Consider the following 18,227-nt stretch of genomic DNA (forward strand, 5'->3'; position numbering starts at 1 on the left):
GCTCGCGAAGGCCGCAACCCGGTCTCAGATCGGGTTACCTATACTGCGATATCAGCAAGCAAAGACTTGCCCCCTCATAAAAACCTGATCGAGGCTCCCCATGCATCCGCCCATCCTCAACCTGCACCAGGTCGAACTCGAACCTTTACCCGAAGCCCTCGCCCCCGAAGGCGAAACCGCGGCTCGTTACCAGCAACGCATGGCCCGCATCGGCCAGCAGTTGGGCGCGCAGAAACTGGGCTATCGGCTGTACGCACTGCCGCCGGGCATGCGCGGCAGTCCGTTTCACAGTCATCGGGTCAATGAAGAGATGTTCTATGTGGTGGCGGGCGCGGGCGAAGTGCGCCTGGGCTCCGAACGCTTCCCGATCCGCGAGGGCGATGTGATTGCCTGTCCGCCGGGCGGCCCCGAAATGGCGCATCAGATCATCAACACCAGTGACGCCGAGTTGCGTTATCTGGCGGTCAGTACCCAGCAACAGCCGGACATCTGTGAGTATCCGGACTCCAACAAATACGCGGTGATGGACAACTTCAAGGTCGATGCCCAGGGCAATGCGTCAGGCTTCGTCGCCGTGGCGCGGCTGGCGGATGGGGTGGATTACTGGGATGGCGAATAATCCGTAGATCCCATGCAGGCGTGAGCCTGCCCGCGATGGCGGCTTGTCAGGCAATGAATTTTTGAATGAGCCACCGCAATCGCGAGCAGGCTCACGCCTACAAGGGATTGTGGTGCTATTCGAGGCGGGCCAGGCGCTCTTCCAGCGCGGCGATCCGTGCTTCCAGCTCCTCGATGCGCTCGACCGAAACACCGCCGCTCGCGCGTTCCCCGGGATTGTGCCGCGCCGCCAGAATCGCCTCGATGTCCGCCGGATCGCCCAGTGCATGGGTGTAGCGGTCTTCACGCTGACCGGCCTGACGCGGGATCAACACCGCGAGCCCGCGCGCGATCAGGCGCTCAAGCTGATGCACCACTTGTTCGGCATCTTCGAAATCATGCATGCGCCCGCTGCGGGTCAGCAGTTCGTTGACCGTCTGCGGGCCGCGCAGAAACATCAGCCCGGTGAGAATCACCTGGGCCGGTACCAACTCCAGCGCCTTGTCGATCTTGTGCTCCCAGCGATCAGCGCGACTGCCCATGACAAGCTTGGTGTAACCGTGGCTCTCCAGCGCCCGCAGGCTCTGGCCGACCTGGCCCTGCGTCAGGTTCATCACCGGTTCGCGGCTGGTTTTCTGATTGCAGGCCAGCACCAGTGCGTTGAGGGTCAGCGGGTAGGTTTCCGGGCTGGTGGCCTGTTTTTCGATCAGTGAACCCAGAATGCGGATTTCCGTGGCGTTGAGCCGTGGTTCGTCGGTGATGGTTTCAAGTTCGGTGGTCATCGCGCGTTCCCTCTGCAGTCGAAGGCGCCTAGCCTAATCCTTGGCTAACAAAAGGCAAGCCGTGTGGTCATCAAGCATGGCTATAATCGCCTCCACGTTCCACCCAGCCACCACACGAGACTGCCATGACCATTTCCCTGTACGCCGCATCCGTCCCGGTTTTTCAACAAATGCTCAACGCCCTGAGCGATGTCCTGAAAAAGGCTGAAGCCCACGCCACCGAGAAAAACATCGACCCGAACGCCTTCCTGCAAGCGCGCCTGTACCCGGACATGTTCCCGCTGGTGCGCCAGGTACAGATCGCCGTCGACTTCGCCAAGGGCGTTTCTTCGCGTCTGGCCGAAGTCGAGATCCCGAAATATGACGACACCGAAACCACCTTCGCCGAGCTGCAGGCGCTGATCGCCAAGGTCCTGGCCTACATCGGCGAGATCAAGCCCGAGCAGATCAACGGCAAGGAAGGCATCGAGATCGTTACCCGTCCGGGCACCCCGAAAGAAAAGCGCTTCAGCGGCCAGGCTTACCTGCTGAGCTACGGTCTGCCGCAGTTCTTCTTCCACGTCACCACCACTTACGCGCTGCTGCGTCACAACGGTGTTGAAGTGGGTAAACGAGATTTCATGGGCGCGTACTAAAACACCCGGCAACAAAAAAGCCCGCCAAGGTTTGCGCCTTGGCGGGCTTTTTCATTTCCCGTGCGGGACGGCGGTTATGCGGTGCGTTGGGCTTTCGCTTCTTCGCCCAAGCAAGCCGCAGCGGTAAACAGCACGTCGGTAGAGGAGTTCAGCGCGGTTTCAGCCGAATCCTGCAGCACACCAATGATGAAACCAACCGCCACCACCTGCATGGCGATTTCGCTCGGGATGCCGAATAGGCTGCACGCCAGCGGGATCAGCAGCAGCGAACCGCCGGCCACGCCCGAGGCGCCACAGGCGCAGATCGCGGCGACGAGGCTGAGCAGGATCGCGGTCGGAATGTCCACGGCAATGCCCAGTGTGTGTACGGCGGCCAGGGTCAGCACGGTGATGGTGATTGCCGCGCCGGCCATGTTGATGGTCGCGCCGAGCGGGATCGAGACCGAATAGGTGTCTTCGTGCAGACCCAGACGCTTGCTCAGTTCCAGGTTGACCGGAATGTTCGCCGCCGAGCTGCGGGTGAAGAACGCGGTGATGCCACTCTCGCGCAGGCACTTGAGGGTCAGCGGGTAAGGGTTGCGGCGCAGTTTCCAGAACACGATCAGCGGGTTCATTACCAGCGCCACGAACAGCATGCAGCCCAGCAAAACCGCCAGCAGGTGCGCGTAACCGATCAGCGCGCCGAAGCCCGAGGTGGCGAGAGTCGAGGCCACCAGGCCGAAAATCCCCAGCGGAGCAAAGCGAATCACCACGCGTACGATCAGCGTCACACCGTTGGACAGGTCGCCGACCACTTCACGCGTGGTGTCGCCGGCATGGCGAATGGCGACGCCCATGCCGATCGCCCAGGCCAGAATGCCGATGAAGTTGGCGTTCATCAGCGCGCTGACCGGGTTATCGACCACGCTCAGCAACAGGCTCTGCAGGACTTCAGCGATACCGCCCGGCGCCGTCACTGCCACGTTGTCGGTGGACAGCACCAGGTGAGAAGGGAATGCCATGCTGGCGACAACCGCGACCACGGCCGCCGCGAAGGTACCGAGCAAGTACAGGAACAGAATCGGCCGGATGTGGGTTTCCTGACCGTGCTTATGGTTGGCAATCGAGGCCATCACCAGCACAAACACCAGAATCGGTGCCACGGCTTTCAGCGCCGAGACAAACACTTTGCCGATGAACGCCGAGCCTTTCGCCGCTTCCGGGGTGAACAGCGCCAGAGCGATGCCGGCAATCAGGCCGATCAGGATCTGCGTGACCAGGCTGAGATTTTTCAGGCGTTGCAATAGAGAAGGGGATGAAGCGGTCATAACGGCATCTCTGGTTTTTTATAGGGTGCAAGGTTGCGTGCAGCCGGTGATACATCGGGGGCAGGTCACCGGCACGAACCGAAAGGGTTGGTGCGCTACCAACGGCATTAAACCGGTCGTTGATCTGGGTGTACGTTTTTCGGGGCGCGGACTTTATCACAGCGTAGGCGTTATCCCTCAGGCCTGTGACGATCTGCCACCCGATTGATCGGCAAGTCGGCAGGTTTGTGCAAGTCAGCGCTGAAACACTCTGTTAAGATTCGCCATCCTCATTTTAATAGTTGCCAGCGGGCCTTTCGGTCATCGCTGGTGTCGTCGTTTTGCTGGAGTTGCTCATGCTGTTGCCCATTCTTCTGTTGTCCGCTGCCGGATTCACGGTGCTGACCACGGAGTTCGTCATTGTCGGCCTGCTGCCGGCGATTGCCCGCGACCTGGCGGTGACCATCCCGCAAGCCGGTCTGCTGGTGACTCTATTCGCGTTCACGGTAGCGATGTTCGGTCCATTCCTGACTGCCTATTTCGCCCGTTTCGAGCGGCGCAAACTGTTCATCACCATCCTGATCATGTTCGGCCTGGCCAACACCGTTGCGGCGCTGGCGCCGAACATCTGGGTGATGGCGATCGCCCGGTTGATCCCGGCGCTCGGCCTGCCGGTGTTCTGGGCGCTGGCCAGTGAAACGGCAGTGGACATCGTTGGTCCGGACTACGCCGGCCGCGCGATTGCCAAGATCGGCTTCGGTATTGTCTGCGCCACGGTGTTCGGCATCCCGGTGGGCACGTTGATCTCCGATGCGTTCGGCTGGCGCAGTGCGTTTGCGATTCTGGCGGTCATCGCCTTCGCCAAGGCCTTGCTGCTGTTTGTCTATCTGCCGAAAACCAGCCTGCATCAGCATCAGGTCAGCTTCGCCTCGCAGTTCAAGATCCTGCGCAGCCCGCTGATGATCGGCCATGTGCTGTTGTCGATCCTGGTGTTCAGCGGCATGTTCACCGCGTACACCTATCTGGCCGACATTCTTGAGCGTCTGGCCGGGTTCAACGGCACCGTGGTCGGCTGGTGCCTGATGGGCTTTGGTGCGGTCGGGCTGATCGGCAACTCGCTGGGCGGCCGCGCGGTGGATCGTCACCCGCTGGGCGCTTCAGTGCTGTTCTGCGCGTTCATGATTGCCGGCATGGTGGCGCTGGTGCCGAACATTCACTCGACATTGGGGCTGGCGGTTGCCATGGGCATCTGGGGCATCACCCAGGCCGCGCTGTTCCTGGTCAGCCATGTGCGTCTGATGAAAGCCGCACCCCAGGCGCCGGCCTTTGCCGCCTCGCTGAACATCGCCGGGGCCAACCTCGGGATCGGCCTGGGTGCGATGATCGGTGGCCGGGTGATCGACAGTGCCGGTCTGGGGTTTCTCGGGTTCGCGGCGGCCGGGTTCATTCTGTTGTCGGTCTTCCTCGCCATGGTGCTGATGACGCTCAAGCCGCGCGAAGCCAGCGCCCAGGTGTCATAACGCAGTAAACAGTTCGCGTCGGGCACCTTCGGTAATCGCAACGATGCCGGGGTGCTTGACCTTGCGTTCCACCGAAATAGCATAGAACGACTCGGTCACCGCATCGGTCTGGCCAATCACCTCGACGCCGTACTGGCGTTTGACTTCGTCGGCAATCACGCTCGGGCCGATGAAAATCCCGCTGCCCGATTGGCCGAAGGCCTGCATCAGGGCGCTGTCATCGAATTCCCCAACGATTTGCGGCTGAATCTGCTGCTCGGCAAACCAGCGCTGCAAACGGCTGCGCACCACGGTTTCGGCGCCGGGAATCAACAACGGCGCGCCACTGAGACTGCGCGGGAAATCCTGTCCGTATTGCGCCGCCAACTGCGCGGTGGCGAAGAAACTGATCCCGCATTCCCCAAGCTTCTGGCTGTAGCCCTTGATGTCGAGGTGCGAGGGCATTGGGCTGTCGGAGATCACCAGATCCAGGCGCTGGATCGCCAGGTCCGCCAGCAGGCGTTCGAGTTTGTCTTCGCGACAGGTGATGCGCAGCGGCTCGTTGAGCTCCATGGTCGGCGCAATCAGGCGATAAACGATGGATTTGGGCACCACATCCGCCACCCCGACGCGGAACAGGATCTGTTGTTCGTTGGGCTGGGCACGCAGCATCAACTCCAGCTCACCGCCTAACTGGAACATCTGCTCGGCGTAGGGCAGGGCCTGGCGCCCGGCTTCGGTCAGTTCCAGTTGGCGGCCGACCCGTTGAAACAGTTCGATGCCATAGGTTTGTTCGAGCAGCGAAATCTGCCCGCTGATGGTCTGCGGCGTCAGGTTCAGCTGTTCGCAGGCGCGCACGATGCTGCCGGTCTTGGCGACCACCCAGAAGTAATGCAGTTGTCGGTAATTGAGCATCGCGCAATGGCCTCTGCGGGGAGAATGCTGGGTTCGTAAAAATCGAAGTATAGCCGCTAAAAATACGAATTTTCCTGAAGTGTTTGTCTCCCTAGAATGCCCAGCCATCGACGTGTGGTCTGTGACCCGGTCTGTTCATTCGAAGGAAACCTCATGAAATACACAATTCCAGCACTGATGTTTACGTCTTTACTGCTTATGGCCGGTTGCGACCAGGCCGAGAAAAGCGCTCAGCAGTTGATGGGCAAGGCGGCGGAAAGCGCCAAGCAGGCGATCGACGATACGCACAAAGCCGCTGAGCAAGCGCTCAGTGACGCCACCGGCGGCCTGATCGAGAAAAAAGAAGCACCGGAAAAAGACGCGGAAAAATCCGAATCTTCCTCCAAGACTATCTAAACCGTCTTACAAAGAGTCAGGACTGACCCATGGAATATCTGTTAGAACTCGCCGCCAGCCCCGCCGCCTGGGTTGCTTTGGCCACACTGGTGGTGATGGAAATCGTGCTCGGCATCGATAACCTGATCTTTATTTCGATCCTGACCAACAAGCTGCCCGTGCAGTATCGGCAGAAAGCCCGTCGTATCGGTATCGGCATGGCGCTGATCTTGCGTCTGGCCCTGTTGAGCACCATCGCCTTCATCGTCCAGTTGACGGAGCCTGTGCTCGACATTATGGGTCAGGCGTTCTCCTGGAAGGACATGATCCTGATCGCCGGTGGCCTGTTCCTGGTGTGGAAAGCCACGACCGAGATCCATCACAGCATGGACCCGGCGCCGCAAGACCCGAAAAGCGCTACATCGACCGTGACCCTCGGCTTTGCTGCCGCCATCGGTCAGATCCTGATGCTGGACATGGTGTTTTCCATCGACAGCATCATTACCGCGGTGGGCATGACTGAACACTTGCCGATCATGGTGATCGCAGTGGTGGTCTCGGTGATGGTGATGCTGTTCGCCGCTGAGCCGCTGGCCAAGTTCATCAACGACAACCCGACAGTGGTGATGCTGGCCCTGGGCTTCCTGATCATGATCGGCATGACGCTGATCGCTGAAGGCTTTGGCGCTCATGTGCCGAAAGGTTATGTGTACGCGGCCATGGCCTTCTCGGCAGCGATTGAAGTGCTGAACATGATGTCGCGCCGGGCGAAGCAGAAGAAACTGGCTGAGCACGTGTAAACACCGTAAAGCCAAAAGCCCCTTGAACACTTGATGTTCAAGGGGCTTTTTTTATGGCGGGTGCATTTGAGGTTTCAGTGCGCGGTCGCGTGGCGGGCGCTGTGTTTTTGCGGTTTCTCGACCGCTGCAGGCGGCAGTGGGTGATGGTGGCGCCGGGCAATGCGCAGCACGCCCCAGAGCATGGCGGCGGCAACGGCCAGCCAGCCGGCTATCAACATTACGATGGTCATGGTCAGGCTCATCAGTGCCTCCTCTTTGCCCTGCGTCGGGCACACACTTTTTCAATTTGCTCTGTTTCAGTGACAGTCTAGTCAATGAGGTGTTTCAGACTATTGACCAAAGGTCGGTGGTGACCAATCAGTTCGCTCTATGCAATCGATCGGTCTGCAGTTTAAGGCTATACCGCAGGCGTGCGCCGCCCTATGATCGCAGGCGTTGCCGGAACACGATGACCGGCGTCTGATCAGAGAGTGACGATGGTGCAGGTATTGACTCGATTGCGAGGGGCGTTGCTGGTGGCCGGTTGCATGGCCGTGTTGGCGGGGTGTGCGGGCAGTGTGGCGCCGCAGGTCAAGCGCTTGCCGGAGCGGGTCGAACTCAGCGGCACCTTCTATCGGGGTGAAGCCAACCAGAGTGGTCCGCAAGTGCTGGCCAGCCTGTTGTCGCAACAGGGCGTCATGATCACGCCCGGTCTGCTGGAGAAACCGCTGCATCTGCCAGGCGCGCAGGATCAGTTGCAGCAGAACCTGCAGAATCTTGCTCGCGAATACGGCATGGTGGTCTATCCGCTGGACAGCAACCTGCCGGCCTTGCTGACCCAGGTCGCGGCCGGTTATCCGGTGATGGTGCGTTTCAGCGAAGGCTCGGCGTTCTGGGCTGAACCGCGGTACGCAATTCTTTCCGGATATGACCGGCGCAAGCAGAAAGTGCTGTTGCGTGCTGGCATGAACCATCGTGAACTGATGAGCTTCAGCTCTTTTGAGTCGGCATTCGAAAAGTCGGGCGGCTGGGCCGTGCTGATCCAGAAACCCTCGCAGATTCCCGCCGAGGTCGACCGCCAGCGCTGGCTCAAGGCTGCTGACGAGTTGGCGCAGGCCGGTCAGGAGCGTGAAGCGGCGCAAGCCAAAAAGGCCTTGGCCGCACATTAAGTTCCGTTCGTCATCTGCCGGGCACCCTCACGCCCGGCAGGCCTCTTATTGATAGAGCCCGAATGCGCGGGTGAATCAGGAGGCGAGCATGGCAGATTCCCCATCCCCGAAAGGCCCACACTCAAGCGAGCATTCCTCCGGTCATGAGCTGGGCTTCGATCCGGATTCGCCGGACCTCGACGATCCCCAGGTAGACCCGGTCGGCCCGGCCAAGGCACCGAAAGACGTGCAATCCGACGAAGGCAGCAAGCGCCCGGCCAAACCGTATGACCCGTTAGCCGATCTGAAACCCTGAAGTGAGGTGCGTATGAGTACCGATTCCAGCTTCGACGATAAACATCCGGACAGTCTGCCGACCACGCCTGAAGAGGAGGTGGACCCGGTGCTGGACCCGGACAGCCCGCTGCGTGATCCGTTGGCTCGGCCTAATGTGCTGACGCCTGTGCATCATCGTGATCCGAGTGCCGGCGATGGCATTCCCGATGACGAGCAGATGCCGCTGCCCAATGACTGATGTGCAGGCAATAAAAAGCCCCGACATGTCGGGGCTTTTTATTGTTTCGCGAATTACTTGGAGGCTTCGACCACGCCGCTCTGGCGTCCCTTGAGGTTTTTCTCGGCCTTATATTGCTGCGCTACTGCCGGGACGCTGGTGCTGCGTCCGGTTTCCATCCAGCTGCGGATGCGGCTCGCGTCGGCGAAATGGGTGTACTTGCCAAACGCATCGAGAATCACCAGCGCGACTGGGCGGTTGCCCATCCGGGTCACTAGCACCAGGCAATGACCGGCCGGGTTGGTGAAGCCGGTTTTAGTGATCTTGATGTCCCAGTCGGCCTTGTTCACCAGGTGATCGGTGTTGCGGAAACCCAGGGTGTAATTGGGTTTGCGGAACGACACGGTTTTTTCCTTGGTGGTGGTCAGCTCACTGAGGATAGGGTGCTTGCTCGCGGCCACCAGCAATTTGCTCAGGTCGCGGGCTGTAGAGACGTTGCGCTCGGACAGACCCGTTGGCTCAACGTAGTGCGTGTTGGTCATGCCCAGCGCCTTGGCCTTGGCGTTCATTGCTGCGATGAACGCGGCATAGCCACCCGGATAGTGGTGGGCCAGGCTGGCGGCCGCGCGGTTTTCCGAGGACATCAGGGCGATCAGCAGCATCTCTCGGCGCGGCAGTTCGCTCTTCAGTTTGACTCGGGAGAACACACCTTTCATTTCCGGGGTGTGACTGATGTCGACGTCGATCCATTCGTCCATGTTCTGGTGCGCTTCAACCACGACCAGTCCAGTCATCAGTTTGCTCACCGAGGCGATCGGCACGATCACGTCCGGGTTGCTCGAATAGATGACTTTATTGGTCTGCAAATCCATAAGCAGGGCGCTGCCGGAGGCGATCTTCAGTTGCGAGGCATCGCGAGGCGCGGCGGTGGTTTCAGCGGCGTTGACGGTTGGCGTGACGAATGTGCCTGAAACAGCAAAAACCAGGCTCAGGATCGAAAGACGAATTTTCACGCGGGCGAACTCATAAAGGTTGGATATTCCGTTAGTTTGTAACGGGTTATTTCTTAGAAACGGCGCATTTTAGGAGTATGGCTGAAGAACTGTCGATGGTTGTTTGAATGAGCTGAAAATCTCGTGAAAACGCCTGTAAAAAGAGGGGTTTCCGGCGAACGGTTAGTGTTTTTTCTCAGATACAAAAAACCCCGCACAAGGCGGGGTTCTTTTACTGCTGAAAATTTGCCTCAGGCGTGCAGGGTTTCTGCTGCGTAGAGGGTATTTTCCAGCAGGCAGGCACGGGTCATCGGGCCAACGCCGCCCGGAACCGGAGTGATCCAGCCGGCGCGAGGCAGGGCGGTTTCGTACACCACGTCACCGACCAGCTTGCCGTCGTCCTGACGGTTGATGCCGACGTCGATCACGATCGCGCCTTCCTTGATCCACTCGCCCTTGACCAGGCCCGGCTTGCCGGCGGCCACGACCACCAGATCAGCGCGGCCGACGTGGCCGGCCAGATCCTTGGTAAAACGGTGCGTGACGGTCACGGTGCAACCGGCCAGCAGCAGTTCCATCGCCATCGGACGACCGACGATGTTGGACGCGCCAACCACCACCGCGTCCAGGCCGTAAAGGTCCACGCCCGTGCTTTCCAGCAAGGTCATGATGCCTTTCGGGGTGCAGGGGCGCAGCAGCGGGATACGCTGGGCCAGGCGACCGACGTTATAAGGATGGAAGCCGTCGACGTCTTTGTCCGGGCGGATGCGTTCCAGCAGTTTGGAGGCGTCCAGATGCTCGGGCAGCGGCAGTTGCAGCAGCACGCCGTCGATGGCCGGGTCGTCATTGAGGCGATCGATCAGATCGGTCAGCGCTTCTTGAGTGGTTTCGCAAGGCAGGTCGTAGGCTTGAGAGAGGAAGCCAACCTCCTCACAGTCTTTACGCTTGTGCGAGACATAAACCTGAGAGGCAGGATCGCTGCCGACCAGGATCACCGCGAGGCCGGGAGTGCGCAGGCCTTGCTGGCGACGCTCGGCAACTCGTTTGGCGATCTGCTGGCGCAGGCTGGCGGCGATCGATTTGCCGTCGATTAGTTGTGCAGTCATTGCGCGTGATTAACCATCGAGAGGGGAAAAAAAGAGAACGCATTCTCGCATGTCAGGCGGTGAGGGCAAAGGCGCTTGGTCAGCAAATTCCCCTAACTCCTTTAATTAAATGAATTTTTTTCAAAAAGGATTTGACGACCTTGGGAGCGCTCTATACTATTCGTCGCACTTGTCGGGCACAGCCTAGCACTGGTTAAGAAGGTCGAGCGGAATTAACGTTCTGCAAGACTGGAAAGCATTTAGTTTGTAGTCCTTCAAGGGTACAGATTAATAAGGCGCCCGTAGCTCAGCTGGATAGAGCATCCGCCTTCTAAGCGGATGGTCGCAGGTTCGAGTCCTGCCGGGTGCGCCATTAGGCAGCTTTGGCACAAGTAACGCGATATGGTGGGCGTAGCTCAGTTGGTAGAGCACGGGATTGTGACTCCCGTTGTCGTGGGTTCGATCCCCATCGTCCACCCCATATTTCGAAAGGCGCCAGATGTAACAGTCTGGCGCCTTTGCTTTAAAGCTTCATCTGCGGATGTGGTGGAATTGGTAGACACACTGGATTTAGGTTCCAGCGCCGCGAGGCGTAAGAGTTCGAGTCTCTTCATCCGCACCAATTAAAGCTTCATTCATGCCGCAGGCCTGATGAAGTTCCGCAAGCAAGTCGAAAGGCTTTTTTGCAATGCAATATGGTGGGCGTAGCTCAGTTGGTAGAGCACGGGATTGTGACTCCCGTTGTCGTGGGTTCGATCCCCATCGTCCACCCCATATTTCGAAAGGCGCCAGATTTAACAGTCTGGCGCCTTTTTTGTTTTACGGCTTGTGGTTGGGTTGCGCAGGTTTCGGGCCGCAAGGGCAGGGCGTTTCGTCGTGTTCGTGGGCCTGGGATTATCGTGCCGACCGCCGGCCATGTTCACGGGATCGGCCGTCAGGGAGATGGCGCGCAATGCTTCTATATATAGAAGCGGTTGAAGCAGAGCCCTGGCGTGATGATCTTTATTCGTCTTCGGGGTGGGGTGCATTGATGCATTCACACCTATAAATGGCCTGCTGTTTTTTTACCCGTTTTCAGTAGGGTGACTTCTTGAGTTTGACCCACTAGAATGCATGCCCTTGATTCTGGGGTCGGAAACGGCCGGCTTACGTCTGTGCAACGAGGAATATCCATGCAAGTTTCTGTTGAAAATACTACTGCTCTTGAGCGCCGCATGAGCGTCACCGTGCCGGCTGAGCGTATTGAGAGCCAGGTCAACAAGCGTCTGCAGCAGACTGCCCAAAAGGCCAAGATTGCTGGCTTCCGTCCAGGCAAAGTGCCAATGAGCGAAATCAAGCGCCGTTTCGGTGCTGACGCTCGTCAGGAAGCTGTTGGTGATGTCATCCAGTCGTCCTTCTACGAAGCTGTGGTTGAGCAGAAGCTGAACCCGGCCGGTTCGCCTTCGATCGAACCAAAATCGCTGGAAGCAGGCAAGGACCTGGAATACGTAGCCGTATTCGAAGTGTTCCCTGAGTTCACCGTTGCCGGTTTCGACGGCATCACTGTCGAGCGCCTGAGCGCTGACGTGGCTGACGCTGATCTGGACAAGATGCTGGACATTCTGCGCAAGCAGAACACCCGTTTCGAAGTGGCCGATCGCGCTGCTCAGAACGAAGACCAGCTGAACATCGATTTCGTTGGCAAGGTTGACGGCGAAGCATTCGCTGGCGGCTCCGCCAAAGGCACTCAGCTGGTGCTGGGTTCCGGTCGCATGATCCCGGGCTTCGAAGAAGGCCTGGTTGGCGCTAAAGCGGGCGAAGAGCGCGTTCTGAACCTGACCTTCCCAGAGGACTATCAGAACCTGGACCTGGCTGGCAAAACCGCCGAGTTCACCGTGACGGTCAACACCGTTTCCGAGCCTAAACTGCCTGAGCTGAACGAAGAGTTCTTCGCTCAATTCGGCATCAAGGAAAGCGGCATCGACGGTTTCCGCACCGAAGTTCGCAAGAACATGGAGCGTGAACTGCGTCAGGCCATCAAGTCCAAGGTCAAAAATCAGGTGATGGACGGTCTGCTGGCCACCAACCCGATCGAAGTGCCGAAGGCTCTGCTGTCCAACGAAGTTGACCGTCTGCGCGTGCAGGCTGTTCAGCAGTTCGGTGGCAACATCAAGCCTGACCAACTGCCGGCCGAGCTGTTCGAAGAGCAAGCCAAGCGCCGTGTAGTGCTGGGTCTGATCGTGGCTGAAGTGGTCAAGCAATTCGACCTGAAGCCTGACGAAGCCCGCGTTCGTGAAATGATTCAGGAAATGGCTTCGGCTTATCAAGAGCCTGAGCAGGTCGTGTCCTGGTACTACAAGAACGAGCAGCAACTGAACGAAGTTCGTTCGGTTGTGCTGGAAGAACAAGTTGTGGATACTGTTCTGCAGAAAGCTAGCGTGACCGACAAATCGGTCTCTTACGAAGAAGCGGTCAAGCCGGTAGAAGCTCCAAAAGCCGACTGATTGTTTTTGCGTTAAGAAGTACACACATAAGCCAGCCTTCGAGCTGGCTTATGCGTATTCAAGACATAACTATTTGGGAGTGACTGCAGAGCATGTTCCGTAATTCGTATATTCAGCAGAACTCTGATATCCAGGCCGCAGGCGGCCTGGTCCCGATGGTTGTCGAGCAATCTGCTCGTGGCGAGCGCGCCTATGACATCTACTCGCGCCTTCTGAAGGAGCGCGTAATCTTTCTGGTGGGTCCTGTAGAGGACTACATGGCCAACCTGATCTGTGCGCAATTGCTGTTCCTTGAAGCGGAAAACCCGGACAAGGACATCCATCTTTACATCAACTCCCCAGGCGGTTCGGTGACAGCGGGCATGTCGATCTACGACACCATGCAGTTCATCAAGCCAAACGTATCGACGACCTGCATTGGTCAGGCCTGCAGCATGGGTGCATTCCTGCTGACGGCCGGTGCTCCCGGCAAGCGTTTCTGCCTGCCGAACTCGCGCGTGATGATTCACCAGCCACTGGGCGGTTTCCAGGGCCAGGCATCGGACATCGAAATCCATGCCAAGGAAATCCTCTTCATCCGCGAGCGCCTCAACACGCTGATGGCCAAGCACAGCGGTCGTACGCTTGAAGAAATCGAACGCGACACCAATCGCGACAACTTCATGAGTGCAGAAGCTGCGAAGGAATACGGCCTGATCGACGAAGTCATCAGCCAGCGTCCCGCGTAAAATAAGCAGCTCAAAATAAGGTTGGTCGGCAGGTCCGACCACCAGCGGGCTTGAAAAAGCCCGCAATAGCCTTCATCTTGTGTTGCAAGCCTATCGGATTTGGATCGAACGAATGACTGACACCCGCAACGGCGAGGACAACGGCAAGCTGCTCTATTGCTCCTTCTGTGGCAAAAGCCAGCATGAAGTGCGCAAATTGATTGCCGGCCCCTCGGTCTTTATCTGCGACGAGTGCGTCGACCTGTGCAACGACATCATCCGCGAGGAGGTGCAGGAAGCACAGGCCGAAAGCAGCGCGCATAAATTGCCTTCGCCTAAAGAAATCAGCGGCATCCTTGACCAGTACGTAATCGGTCAGGAACGTGCGAAAAAGGTTCTGGCCGTAGCGGTGTACAACCACTACAAGCGTCTGAACCAGCGTGACAAAAAGGCTGACGACGTCGAACTCGGCAAGAGCAACATCCTGCTGATCGGCCCGACAGGCTCGGGTAAGACCTTGCTGGCCGAAACACTGGCCCGCCTGCTGAACGTTCCGTTCACCATTGCCGACGCAACCACCCTCACCGAGGCCGGTTACGTAGGTGAAGATGTCGAGAACATCATTCAGAAACTGCTGCAAAAGTGCGATTACGACGTGGAAAAAGCCCAGATGGGCATTGTCTACATCGATGAAATCGACAAGATTTCCCGCAAGTCCGACAACCCGTCGATCACCCGCGATGTTTCCGGTGAAGGCGTGCAGCAGGCCTTGCTGAAGTTGATCGAAGGCACGGTCGCTTCCGTTCCGCCGCAAGGTGGCCGCAAGCATCCGCAGCAGGAATTCCTGCAGGTCGACACCCGTAACATCCTGTTCATCTGCGGTGGTGCGTTCTCTGGTCTGGAAAAGGTTATTCAAAACCGTTCCACCAAGGGCGGCATCGGTTTCAACGCAGAAGTGCGCAGCAAGGAAGAAGGCAAGAAAGTCGGTGAATCCCTGCGTGAAGTCGAGCCTGACGATCTGGTCAAGTTCGGTCTGATCCCGGAATTCGTCGGTCGTCTGCCGGTCCTCGCAACGCTGGACGAGCTTGACGAGGCTGCGCTGATGCAGATCCTCACCGAGCCGAAAAATGCTCTGACCAAGCAGTATGCCAAGCTGTTCGAGATGGAAGGCGTGGATCTGGAGTTCCGGACCGACGCACTGAAATCGGTCGCCAAGCGTGCCCTGGAACGTAAAACCGGTGCCCGTGGGTTGCGTTCGATTCTCGAAGGTGTGCTGCTCGACACAATGTACGAAATCCCCTCGCAGTCCGAGGTGAGCAAAGTCGTCATCGATGAAAGCGTGATCGAAGGCAAGTCCAAGCCACTGTATATCTACGAAAACAGTGAGCCGACGGCCAAGGCAGCGCCGGACGCGTAAGCGTTCACACTGCCGGAACAAAGAAGGGGCCTTCGGGCCTCTTTTTTTTTATGTCGTTTTTTACATCCGCTTTGCGCTTGTTTTTTTTCAAGGCAGCCCCCATCTTGGTTTCAAGCTTAATTCCATCTGATTACGGCCATATGGCCGCCGTAGAGGCGAAATCATGAAGACAACCATCGAATTGCCTCTCCTGCCATTGCGTGATGTCGTGGTTTATCCGCACATGGTTATCCCGCTGTTCGTGGGGCGCGAGAAATCCATCGAAGCCCTCGAGGCCGCGATGACGGGCGACAAGCAGATCCTGCTGCTGGCCCAGAGAAACCCGGCTGACGATGATCCCGGTGAAGACGCTCTCTATCGCGTAGGTACAATCGCCACCGTACTGCAGTTGCTGAAACTGCCGGACGGCACCGTCAAGGTTCTGGTCGAAGGTGAGCAGCGTGGGGCTGTAGAGCGCTTCAGCGAAGTCGACGGGCACTGCCGCGCCGAGGTCTCGCTGATCGACGAAGTCGACGCTGCCGAGCGCGAGTCGGAAGTGTTCGTGCGCAGCCTGCTGTCGCAGTTCGAACAATACGTTCAGTTGGGCAAGAAAGTCCCGGCTGAAGTCCTGTCGTCGCTCAACAGCATCGATGAGCCTGGCCGCCTGGTCGACACCATGGCCGCGCACATGGCGCTGAAAATCGAGCAGAAGCAGGAAATCCTCGAAATCATCGATCTGTCGGCCCGGGTCGAGCACGTGCTCGCCTTGCTGGATGCCGAGATCGATCTGCTGCAAGTTGAAAAACGCATTCGCGGCCGCGTCAAAAAGCAAATGGAGCGCAGCCAGCGCGAGTACTACCTGAATGAGCAGATGAAGGCCATTCAGAAGGAGCTGGGCGACGGTGACGAAGGTCACAACGAAATCGAAGAGCTGAAAAAGCGCATCGATGCTGCCGGCTTGCCAAAAGATGCCCTGGCCAAGGCCACTGCCGAGCTGAACAAGCTCAAGCAAATGTCGCCGATGTCCGCTGAAGCCACCGTGGTGCGCTCCTACATCGACTGGCTGGTGCAGGTGCCGTGGAAGGCGCAAAGCAAGGTACGCCTCGACCTGGCGCGTGCTGAAGACATTCTTGATGCCGATCACTACGGTCTCGAAGAGGTCAAGGAGCGCATCCTTGAATACCTCGCCGTGCAGAAGCGTGTGAAGAAGATCCGTGGCCCGGTATTGTGCCTGGTGGGTCCTCCTGGCGTGGGTAAAACCTCGCTCGCGGAGTCGATCGCCCATGCCACCAACCGTAAATTCGTGCGCATGGCCCTTGGTGGTGTACGTGACGAGGCGGAAATTCGTGGTCACCGCCGAACCTACATCGGTTCGATGCCGGGAAGATTGATTCAAAAGATGACAAAGGTGGGTGTACGCAACCCGCTGTTCCTGCTCGATGAAATCGACAAAATGGGCAGCGACATGCGTGGCGACCCGGCGTCGGCGTTGCTGGAAGTGCTCGATCCAGAGCAGAACCACAACTTCAACGATCACTATCTGGAAGTCGATTACGACCTGTCCGACGTGATGTTCCTGTGCACCTCGAACTCGATGAACATCCCGCCAGCACTGCTGGACCGGATGGAAGTGATTCGTCTGCCGGGCTACACCGAAGACGAAAAGATCAACATCGCCGTCAAGTACCTGTCGCCTAAGCAGATCACCGCCAACGGTCTGAAGAAAGGCGAGCTGGAATTCGACGAAGAAGCCATCCGCGACATCATCCGTTACTACACCCGTGAAGCCGGTGTGCGTGGCCTTGAGCGGCAGATTGCCAAGGTCTGCCGCAAGGCCGTCAAAGAGCATGCGCTGGAAAAACGCTTCTCGGTGAAAGTGACAGCTGATGCGCTGGAACACTTCCTCGGTGTGCGTAAGTTTCGCTATGGTCTGGCTGAGCAGCAGGACCAGATCGGTCAGGTCACCGGCCTCGCCTGGACTCAGGTGGGCGGCGAACTGCTGACGATCGAAGCCGCCGTCGTGCCGGGTAAAGGCCAACTGATCAAGACCGGTTCGCTGGGCGATGTAATGGTCGAATCGATCACCGCAGCCCTGACGGTGGTGCGCAGTCGCGCCAAGAGTCTGGGCATTCCGGTGGACTTCCACGAGAAGCGCGACACGCACATCCACATGCCGGAAGGGGCGACCCCGAAAGACGGTCCTAGCGCCGGTGTGGGCATGTGCACGGCACTGGTTTCGGCATTGACCGGGATTCCGGTACGCGCCGATGTCGCCATGACCGGCGAGATCACCCTGCGTGGTCAGGTGCTGGCGATTGGTGGTCTGAAGGAAAAACTGCTCGCGGCTCACCGTGGCGGAATCAAGATTGTGATTATTCCGGAAGAGAACGTGCGTGATCTGAAGGAGATTCCTGACAATATCAAGCAGGATCTGCAGATTAAACCGGTTAAATGGATTGACGAGGTCCTGCAAATTGCGCTGCAATACGCGCCGGAGCCCTTGCCGGATGTGGCTCCGGAGATAGTTTCCAAGGACGAAAAACGTGAGTCTGATTCAAAGGAAAGAATTAGCACGCATTAATACGTTTTTGCCTGGGGGGCTTCCTTGACAGCTTTTTAGAGCCCTTGTTATAAAGCGGCTCTTAAGTGTCTGTAGGCCATTCAGCACTCGTTTTTGCTTTCACCAAAAAACTTAGAATCATCTCAAAATAGATATAAGGGGACTTAGAGTGAACAAGTCGGAACTGATTGATGCTATCGCTGCATCCGCTGATATCCCGAAAGCTGCTGCTGGCCGTGCGCTGGACGCTGTAATCGAATCCGTCACTGGCGCTCTCAAGGCTGGCGACTCCGTTGTTCTGGTTGGTTTCGGCACTTTCTCCGTGACTGATCGTCCAGCTCGCGTTGGTCGTAACCCACAGACCGGCAAGACGCTGCAAATCGCTGCTGCTAAAAAGCCAGGTTTCAAAGCCGGTAAAGCACTGAAAGAAGCGGTTAACTAAGTTAGTTTGTTTCAGGTTTTTACCCATCCGGG

General features: G+C 58.0%; 19 protein-coding genes and 4 tRNA genes. 17 read left to right on the forward strand and 6 right to left on the reverse strand.

The window, feature by feature from the left end:
- Positions 1–100: 100 nt before the first annotated feature.
- Entirely contained in the window at positions 101–619 is a 519-nt protein-coding gene (locus tag U862_RS0102215) for a cupin domain-containing protein (protein ID WP_025108900.1), read from the forward strand.
- Between the two features lie 115 nt (positions 620–734).
- Here the strand turns inward: U862_RS0102215 and U862_RS0102220 are convergent, their stop codons facing one another.
- Positions 735–1,379: a YceH family protein gene (locus tag U862_RS0102220; RefSeq protein ID WP_025108901.1), complete on the reverse strand. Its 645-nt coding sequence runs from the start codon at positions 1,377–1,379 to the stop codon at positions 735–737.
- Positions 1,380–1,504: 125 nt separating this feature from the next.
- On the opposite strand from U862_RS0102220, the gene U862_RS0102225 reads away from it, so the two are divergent.
- A complete protein-coding gene (locus U862_RS0102225) occupies positions 1,505–2,014 on the forward strand; it encodes a DUF1993 family protein (RefSeq protein WP_025108902.1) in 510 nt (169 codons plus the stop codon).
- Between the two features lie 74 nt (positions 2,015–2,088).
- On the opposite strand, the gene sstT is transcribed toward U862_RS0102225, so the two are convergent.
- On the reverse strand, positions 2,089–3,321 hold the full coding sequence (gene sstT, locus U862_RS0102230; protein ID WP_025108903.1) for a serine/threonine transporter SstT: 1,233 nt from the start codon (positions 3,319–3,321) through the stop codon (positions 2,089–2,091).
- Between the two features lie 335 nt (positions 3,322–3,656).
- On the opposite strand from sstT, the gene U862_RS0102235 reads away from it, so the two are divergent.
- On the forward strand, positions 3,657–4,820 hold the full coding sequence (locus U862_RS0102235; RefSeq protein ID WP_025108904.1) for an MFS transporter: 1,164 nt from the start codon (positions 3,657–3,659) through the stop codon (positions 4,818–4,820).
- Here U862_RS0102235 and nhaR read toward each other — a convergent pair.
- Positions 4,815–5,714 carry a transcriptional activator NhaR gene (nhaR, locus tag U862_RS0102240; RefSeq protein ID WP_025108905.1) on the reverse strand — a complete coding sequence of 300 codons (900 nt, stop codon included), beginning with the start codon at positions 5,712–5,714 and terminating at the stop codon, positions 4,815–4,817. The genes U862_RS0102235 and nhaR overlap by 6 nt on opposite strands.
- Before the next feature lie 153 nt (positions 5,715–5,867).
- Between nhaR and U862_RS0102245 the strand changes: the two genes are divergently transcribed.
- Together U862_RS0102245 and U862_RS0102250 are read left to right on the forward strand one after the other, a co-directional pair.
- Positions 5,868–6,110, forward strand: coding sequence for a hypothetical protein (locus U862_RS0102245; protein ID WP_025108906.1), 243 nt, complete (start codon positions 5,868–5,870; stop codon positions 6,108–6,110).
- A gap of 29 nt (positions 6,111–6,139) precedes the next feature.
- Complete coding sequence (locus U862_RS0102250) at positions 6,140–6,889, forward strand: TerC family protein (RefSeq protein ID WP_025108907.1); 750 nt, start codon at positions 6,140–6,142, stop codon at positions 6,887–6,889.
- Between the two features lie 74 nt (positions 6,890–6,963).
- On the opposite strand, the gene U862_RS30840 is transcribed toward U862_RS0102250, so the two are convergent.
- Entirely contained in the window at positions 6,964–7,131 is a 168-nt protein-coding gene (locus U862_RS30840; RefSeq protein WP_177327306.1) for a hypothetical protein, read from the reverse strand.
- Positions 7,132–7,365: 234 nt separating this feature from the next.
- Here U862_RS30840 and U862_RS0102260 point away from each other — a divergent pair, with 234 nt between their 5' ends.
- The 3 genes from U862_RS0102260 (at position 7,366) to U862_RS0102270 (ending at position 8,551) form a co-directional block, all read left to right on the forward strand.
- A complete protein-coding gene (locus U862_RS0102260) occupies positions 7,366–8,037 on the forward strand; it encodes a hypothetical protein (protein ID WP_025108908.1) in 672 nt (223 codons plus the stop codon).
- 88 nt (positions 8,038–8,125) lie between these two features.
- Complete coding sequence (locus U862_RS0102265) at positions 8,126–8,332, forward strand: DUF6021 family protein (protein ID WP_025108909.1); 207 nt, start codon at positions 8,126–8,128, stop codon at positions 8,330–8,332.
- Positions 8,333–8,344: 12 nt separating this feature from the next.
- Positions 8,345–8,551 carry a hypothetical protein gene (locus U862_RS0102270; protein WP_025108910.1) on the forward strand — a complete coding sequence of 69 codons (207 nt, stop codon included), beginning with the start codon at positions 8,345–8,347 and terminating at the stop codon, positions 8,549–8,551.
- A 53-nt stretch (positions 8,552–8,604) separates the two neighbouring features.
- On the opposite strand, the gene pbpG is transcribed toward U862_RS0102270, so the two are convergent.
- Together pbpG and folD are read right to left on the reverse strand one after the other, a co-directional pair.
- Positions 8,605–9,543, reverse strand: a complete 939-nt coding sequence (gene pbpG / locus U862_RS0102275; RefSeq protein ID WP_025108911.1) for a D-alanyl-D-alanine endopeptidase — start codon at positions 9,541–9,543, stop codon at positions 8,605–8,607.
- A 230-nt stretch (positions 9,544–9,773) separates the two neighbouring features.
- Entirely contained in the window at positions 9,774–10,628 is an 855-nt protein-coding gene (folD, locus tag U862_RS0102280) for a bifunctional methylenetetrahydrofolate dehydrogenase/methenyltetrahydrofolate cyclohydrolase FolD (protein WP_025108912.1), read from the reverse strand.
- Positions 10,629–10,903: 275 nt separating this feature from the next.
- Between folD and U862_RS0102285 the strand changes: the two genes are divergently transcribed.
- From U862_RS0102285 to U862_RS29350, 9 genes are all read left to right on the forward strand, one after another.
- Positions 10,904–10,980, forward strand: a tRNA-Arg gene (locus U862_RS0102285).
- A 32-nt stretch (positions 10,981–11,012) separates the two neighbouring features.
- Positions 11,013–11,088: transfer RNA gene (locus U862_RS0102290), tRNA-His, on the forward strand.
- A gap of 56 nt (positions 11,089–11,144) precedes the next feature.
- Positions 11,145–11,229 (forward strand) — tRNA-Leu (locus tag U862_RS0102295).
- A 76-nt stretch (positions 11,230–11,305) separates the two neighbouring features.
- Positions 11,306–11,381 (forward strand) — tRNA-His (locus U862_RS0102300).
- Positions 11,382–11,779: 398 nt separating this feature from the next.
- On the forward strand, positions 11,780–13,090 hold the full coding sequence (tig, locus tag U862_RS0102305; protein ID WP_025108913.1) for a trigger factor: 1,311 nt from the start codon (positions 11,780–11,782) through the stop codon (positions 13,088–13,090).
- A gap of 92 nt (positions 13,091–13,182) precedes the next feature.
- Positions 13,183–13,818 carry an ATP-dependent Clp endopeptidase proteolytic subunit ClpP gene (gene clpP / locus U862_RS0102310; RefSeq protein ID WP_003223631.1) on the forward strand — a complete coding sequence of 212 codons (636 nt, stop codon included), beginning with the start codon at positions 13,183–13,185 and terminating at the stop codon, positions 13,816–13,818.
- Between the two features lie 112 nt (positions 13,819–13,930).
- Positions 13,931–15,214 (forward strand): ATP-dependent Clp protease ATP-binding subunit ClpX, encoded by a 1,284-nt coding sequence (gene clpX / locus U862_RS0102315; RefSeq protein WP_003223632.1) that lies wholly within the window; start codon positions 13,931–13,933, stop codon positions 15,212–15,214.
- A gap of 163 nt (positions 15,215–15,377) precedes the next feature.
- Positions 15,378–17,774, forward strand: a complete 2,397-nt coding sequence (gene lon, locus U862_RS0102320) for an endopeptidase La (protein WP_025108914.1) — start codon at positions 15,378–15,380, stop codon at positions 17,772–17,774.
- 148 nt (positions 17,775–17,922) lie between these two features.
- Positions 17,923–18,195: an HU family DNA-binding protein gene (locus U862_RS29350; RefSeq protein ID WP_008077714.1), complete on the forward strand. Its 273-nt coding sequence runs from the start codon at positions 17,923–17,925 to the stop codon at positions 18,193–18,195.
- Positions 18,196–18,227 lie beyond the last annotated feature (32 nt).

Source organism: Pseudomonas sp. H1h, from assembly GCF_000633255.1.
Taxonomy (GTDB): Bacteria; Pseudomonadota; Gammaproteobacteria; order Pseudomonadales; family Pseudomonadaceae; genus Aquipseudomonas.

Excerpts from the sequence above, each read along its gene's own strand:
- U862_RS0102235 (WP_025108904.1), top strand. The coding sequence starts at position 3,657 with ATGCTGTTGCCCATTCTTCTGTTGTCCGCTGCCGGATTCACGGTGCTG.
- tig (WP_025108913.1), top strand. The coding sequence starts at position 11,780 with ATGCAAGTTTCTGTTGAAAATACTACTGCTCTTGAGCGCCGCATGAGC.
- clpX (WP_003223632.1), top strand. The coding sequence starts at position 13,931 with ATGACTGACACCCGCAACGGCGAGGACAACGGCAAGCTGCTCTATTGC.
- clpP (WP_003223631.1), top strand. The coding sequence starts at position 13,183 with ATGTTCCGTAATTCGTATATTCAGCAGAACTCTGATATCCAGGCCGCA.
- U862_RS0102265 (WP_025108909.1), top strand. The coding sequence starts at position 8,126 with ATGGCAGATTCCCCATCCCCGAAAGGCCCACACTCAAGCGAGCATTCC.
- U862_RS0102270 (WP_025108910.1), top strand. The coding sequence starts at position 8,345 with ATGAGTACCGATTCCAGCTTCGACGATAAACATCCGGACAGTCTGCCG.
- U862_RS0102250 (WP_025108907.1), top strand. The coding sequence starts at position 6,140 with ATGGAATATCTGTTAGAACTCGCCGCCAGCCCCGCCGCCTGGGTTGCT.
- U862_RS0102225 (WP_025108902.1), top strand. The coding sequence starts at position 1,505 with ATGACCATTTCCCTGTACGCCGCATCCGTCCCGGTTTTTCAACAAATG.
- U862_RS0102260 (WP_025108908.1), top strand. The coding sequence starts at position 7,366 with ATGGTGCAGGTATTGACTCGATTGCGAGGGGCGTTGCTGGTGGCCGGT.
- U862_RS30840 (WP_177327306.1), bottom strand. The coding sequence starts at position 7,131 with ATGAGCCTGACCATGACCATCGTAATGTTGATAGCCGGCTGGCTGGCC.
- U862_RS0102245 (WP_025108906.1), top strand. The coding sequence starts at position 5,868 with ATGAAATACACAATTCCAGCACTGATGTTTACGTCTTTACTGCTTATG.
- sstT (WP_025108903.1), bottom strand. The coding sequence starts at position 3,321 with ATGACCGCTTCATCCCCTTCTCTATTGCAACGCCTGAAAAATCTCAGC.
- nhaR (WP_025108905.1), bottom strand. The coding sequence starts at position 5,714 with ATGCTCAATTACCGACAACTGCATTACTTCTGGGTGGTCGCCAAGACC.
- U862_RS0102215 (WP_025108900.1), top strand. The coding sequence starts at position 101 with ATGCATCCGCCCATCCTCAACCTGCACCAGGTCGAACTCGAACCTTTA.
- folD (WP_025108912.1), bottom strand. The coding sequence starts at position 10,628 with ATGACTGCACAACTAATCGACGGCAAATCGATCGCCGCCAGCCTGCGC.
- lon (WP_025108914.1), top strand. The coding sequence starts at position 15,378 with ATGAAGACAACCATCGAATTGCCTCTCCTGCCATTGCGTGATGTCGTG.
- U862_RS0102220 (WP_025108901.1), bottom strand. The coding sequence starts at position 1,379 with ATGACCACCGAACTTGAAACCATCACCGACGAACCACGGCTCAACGCC.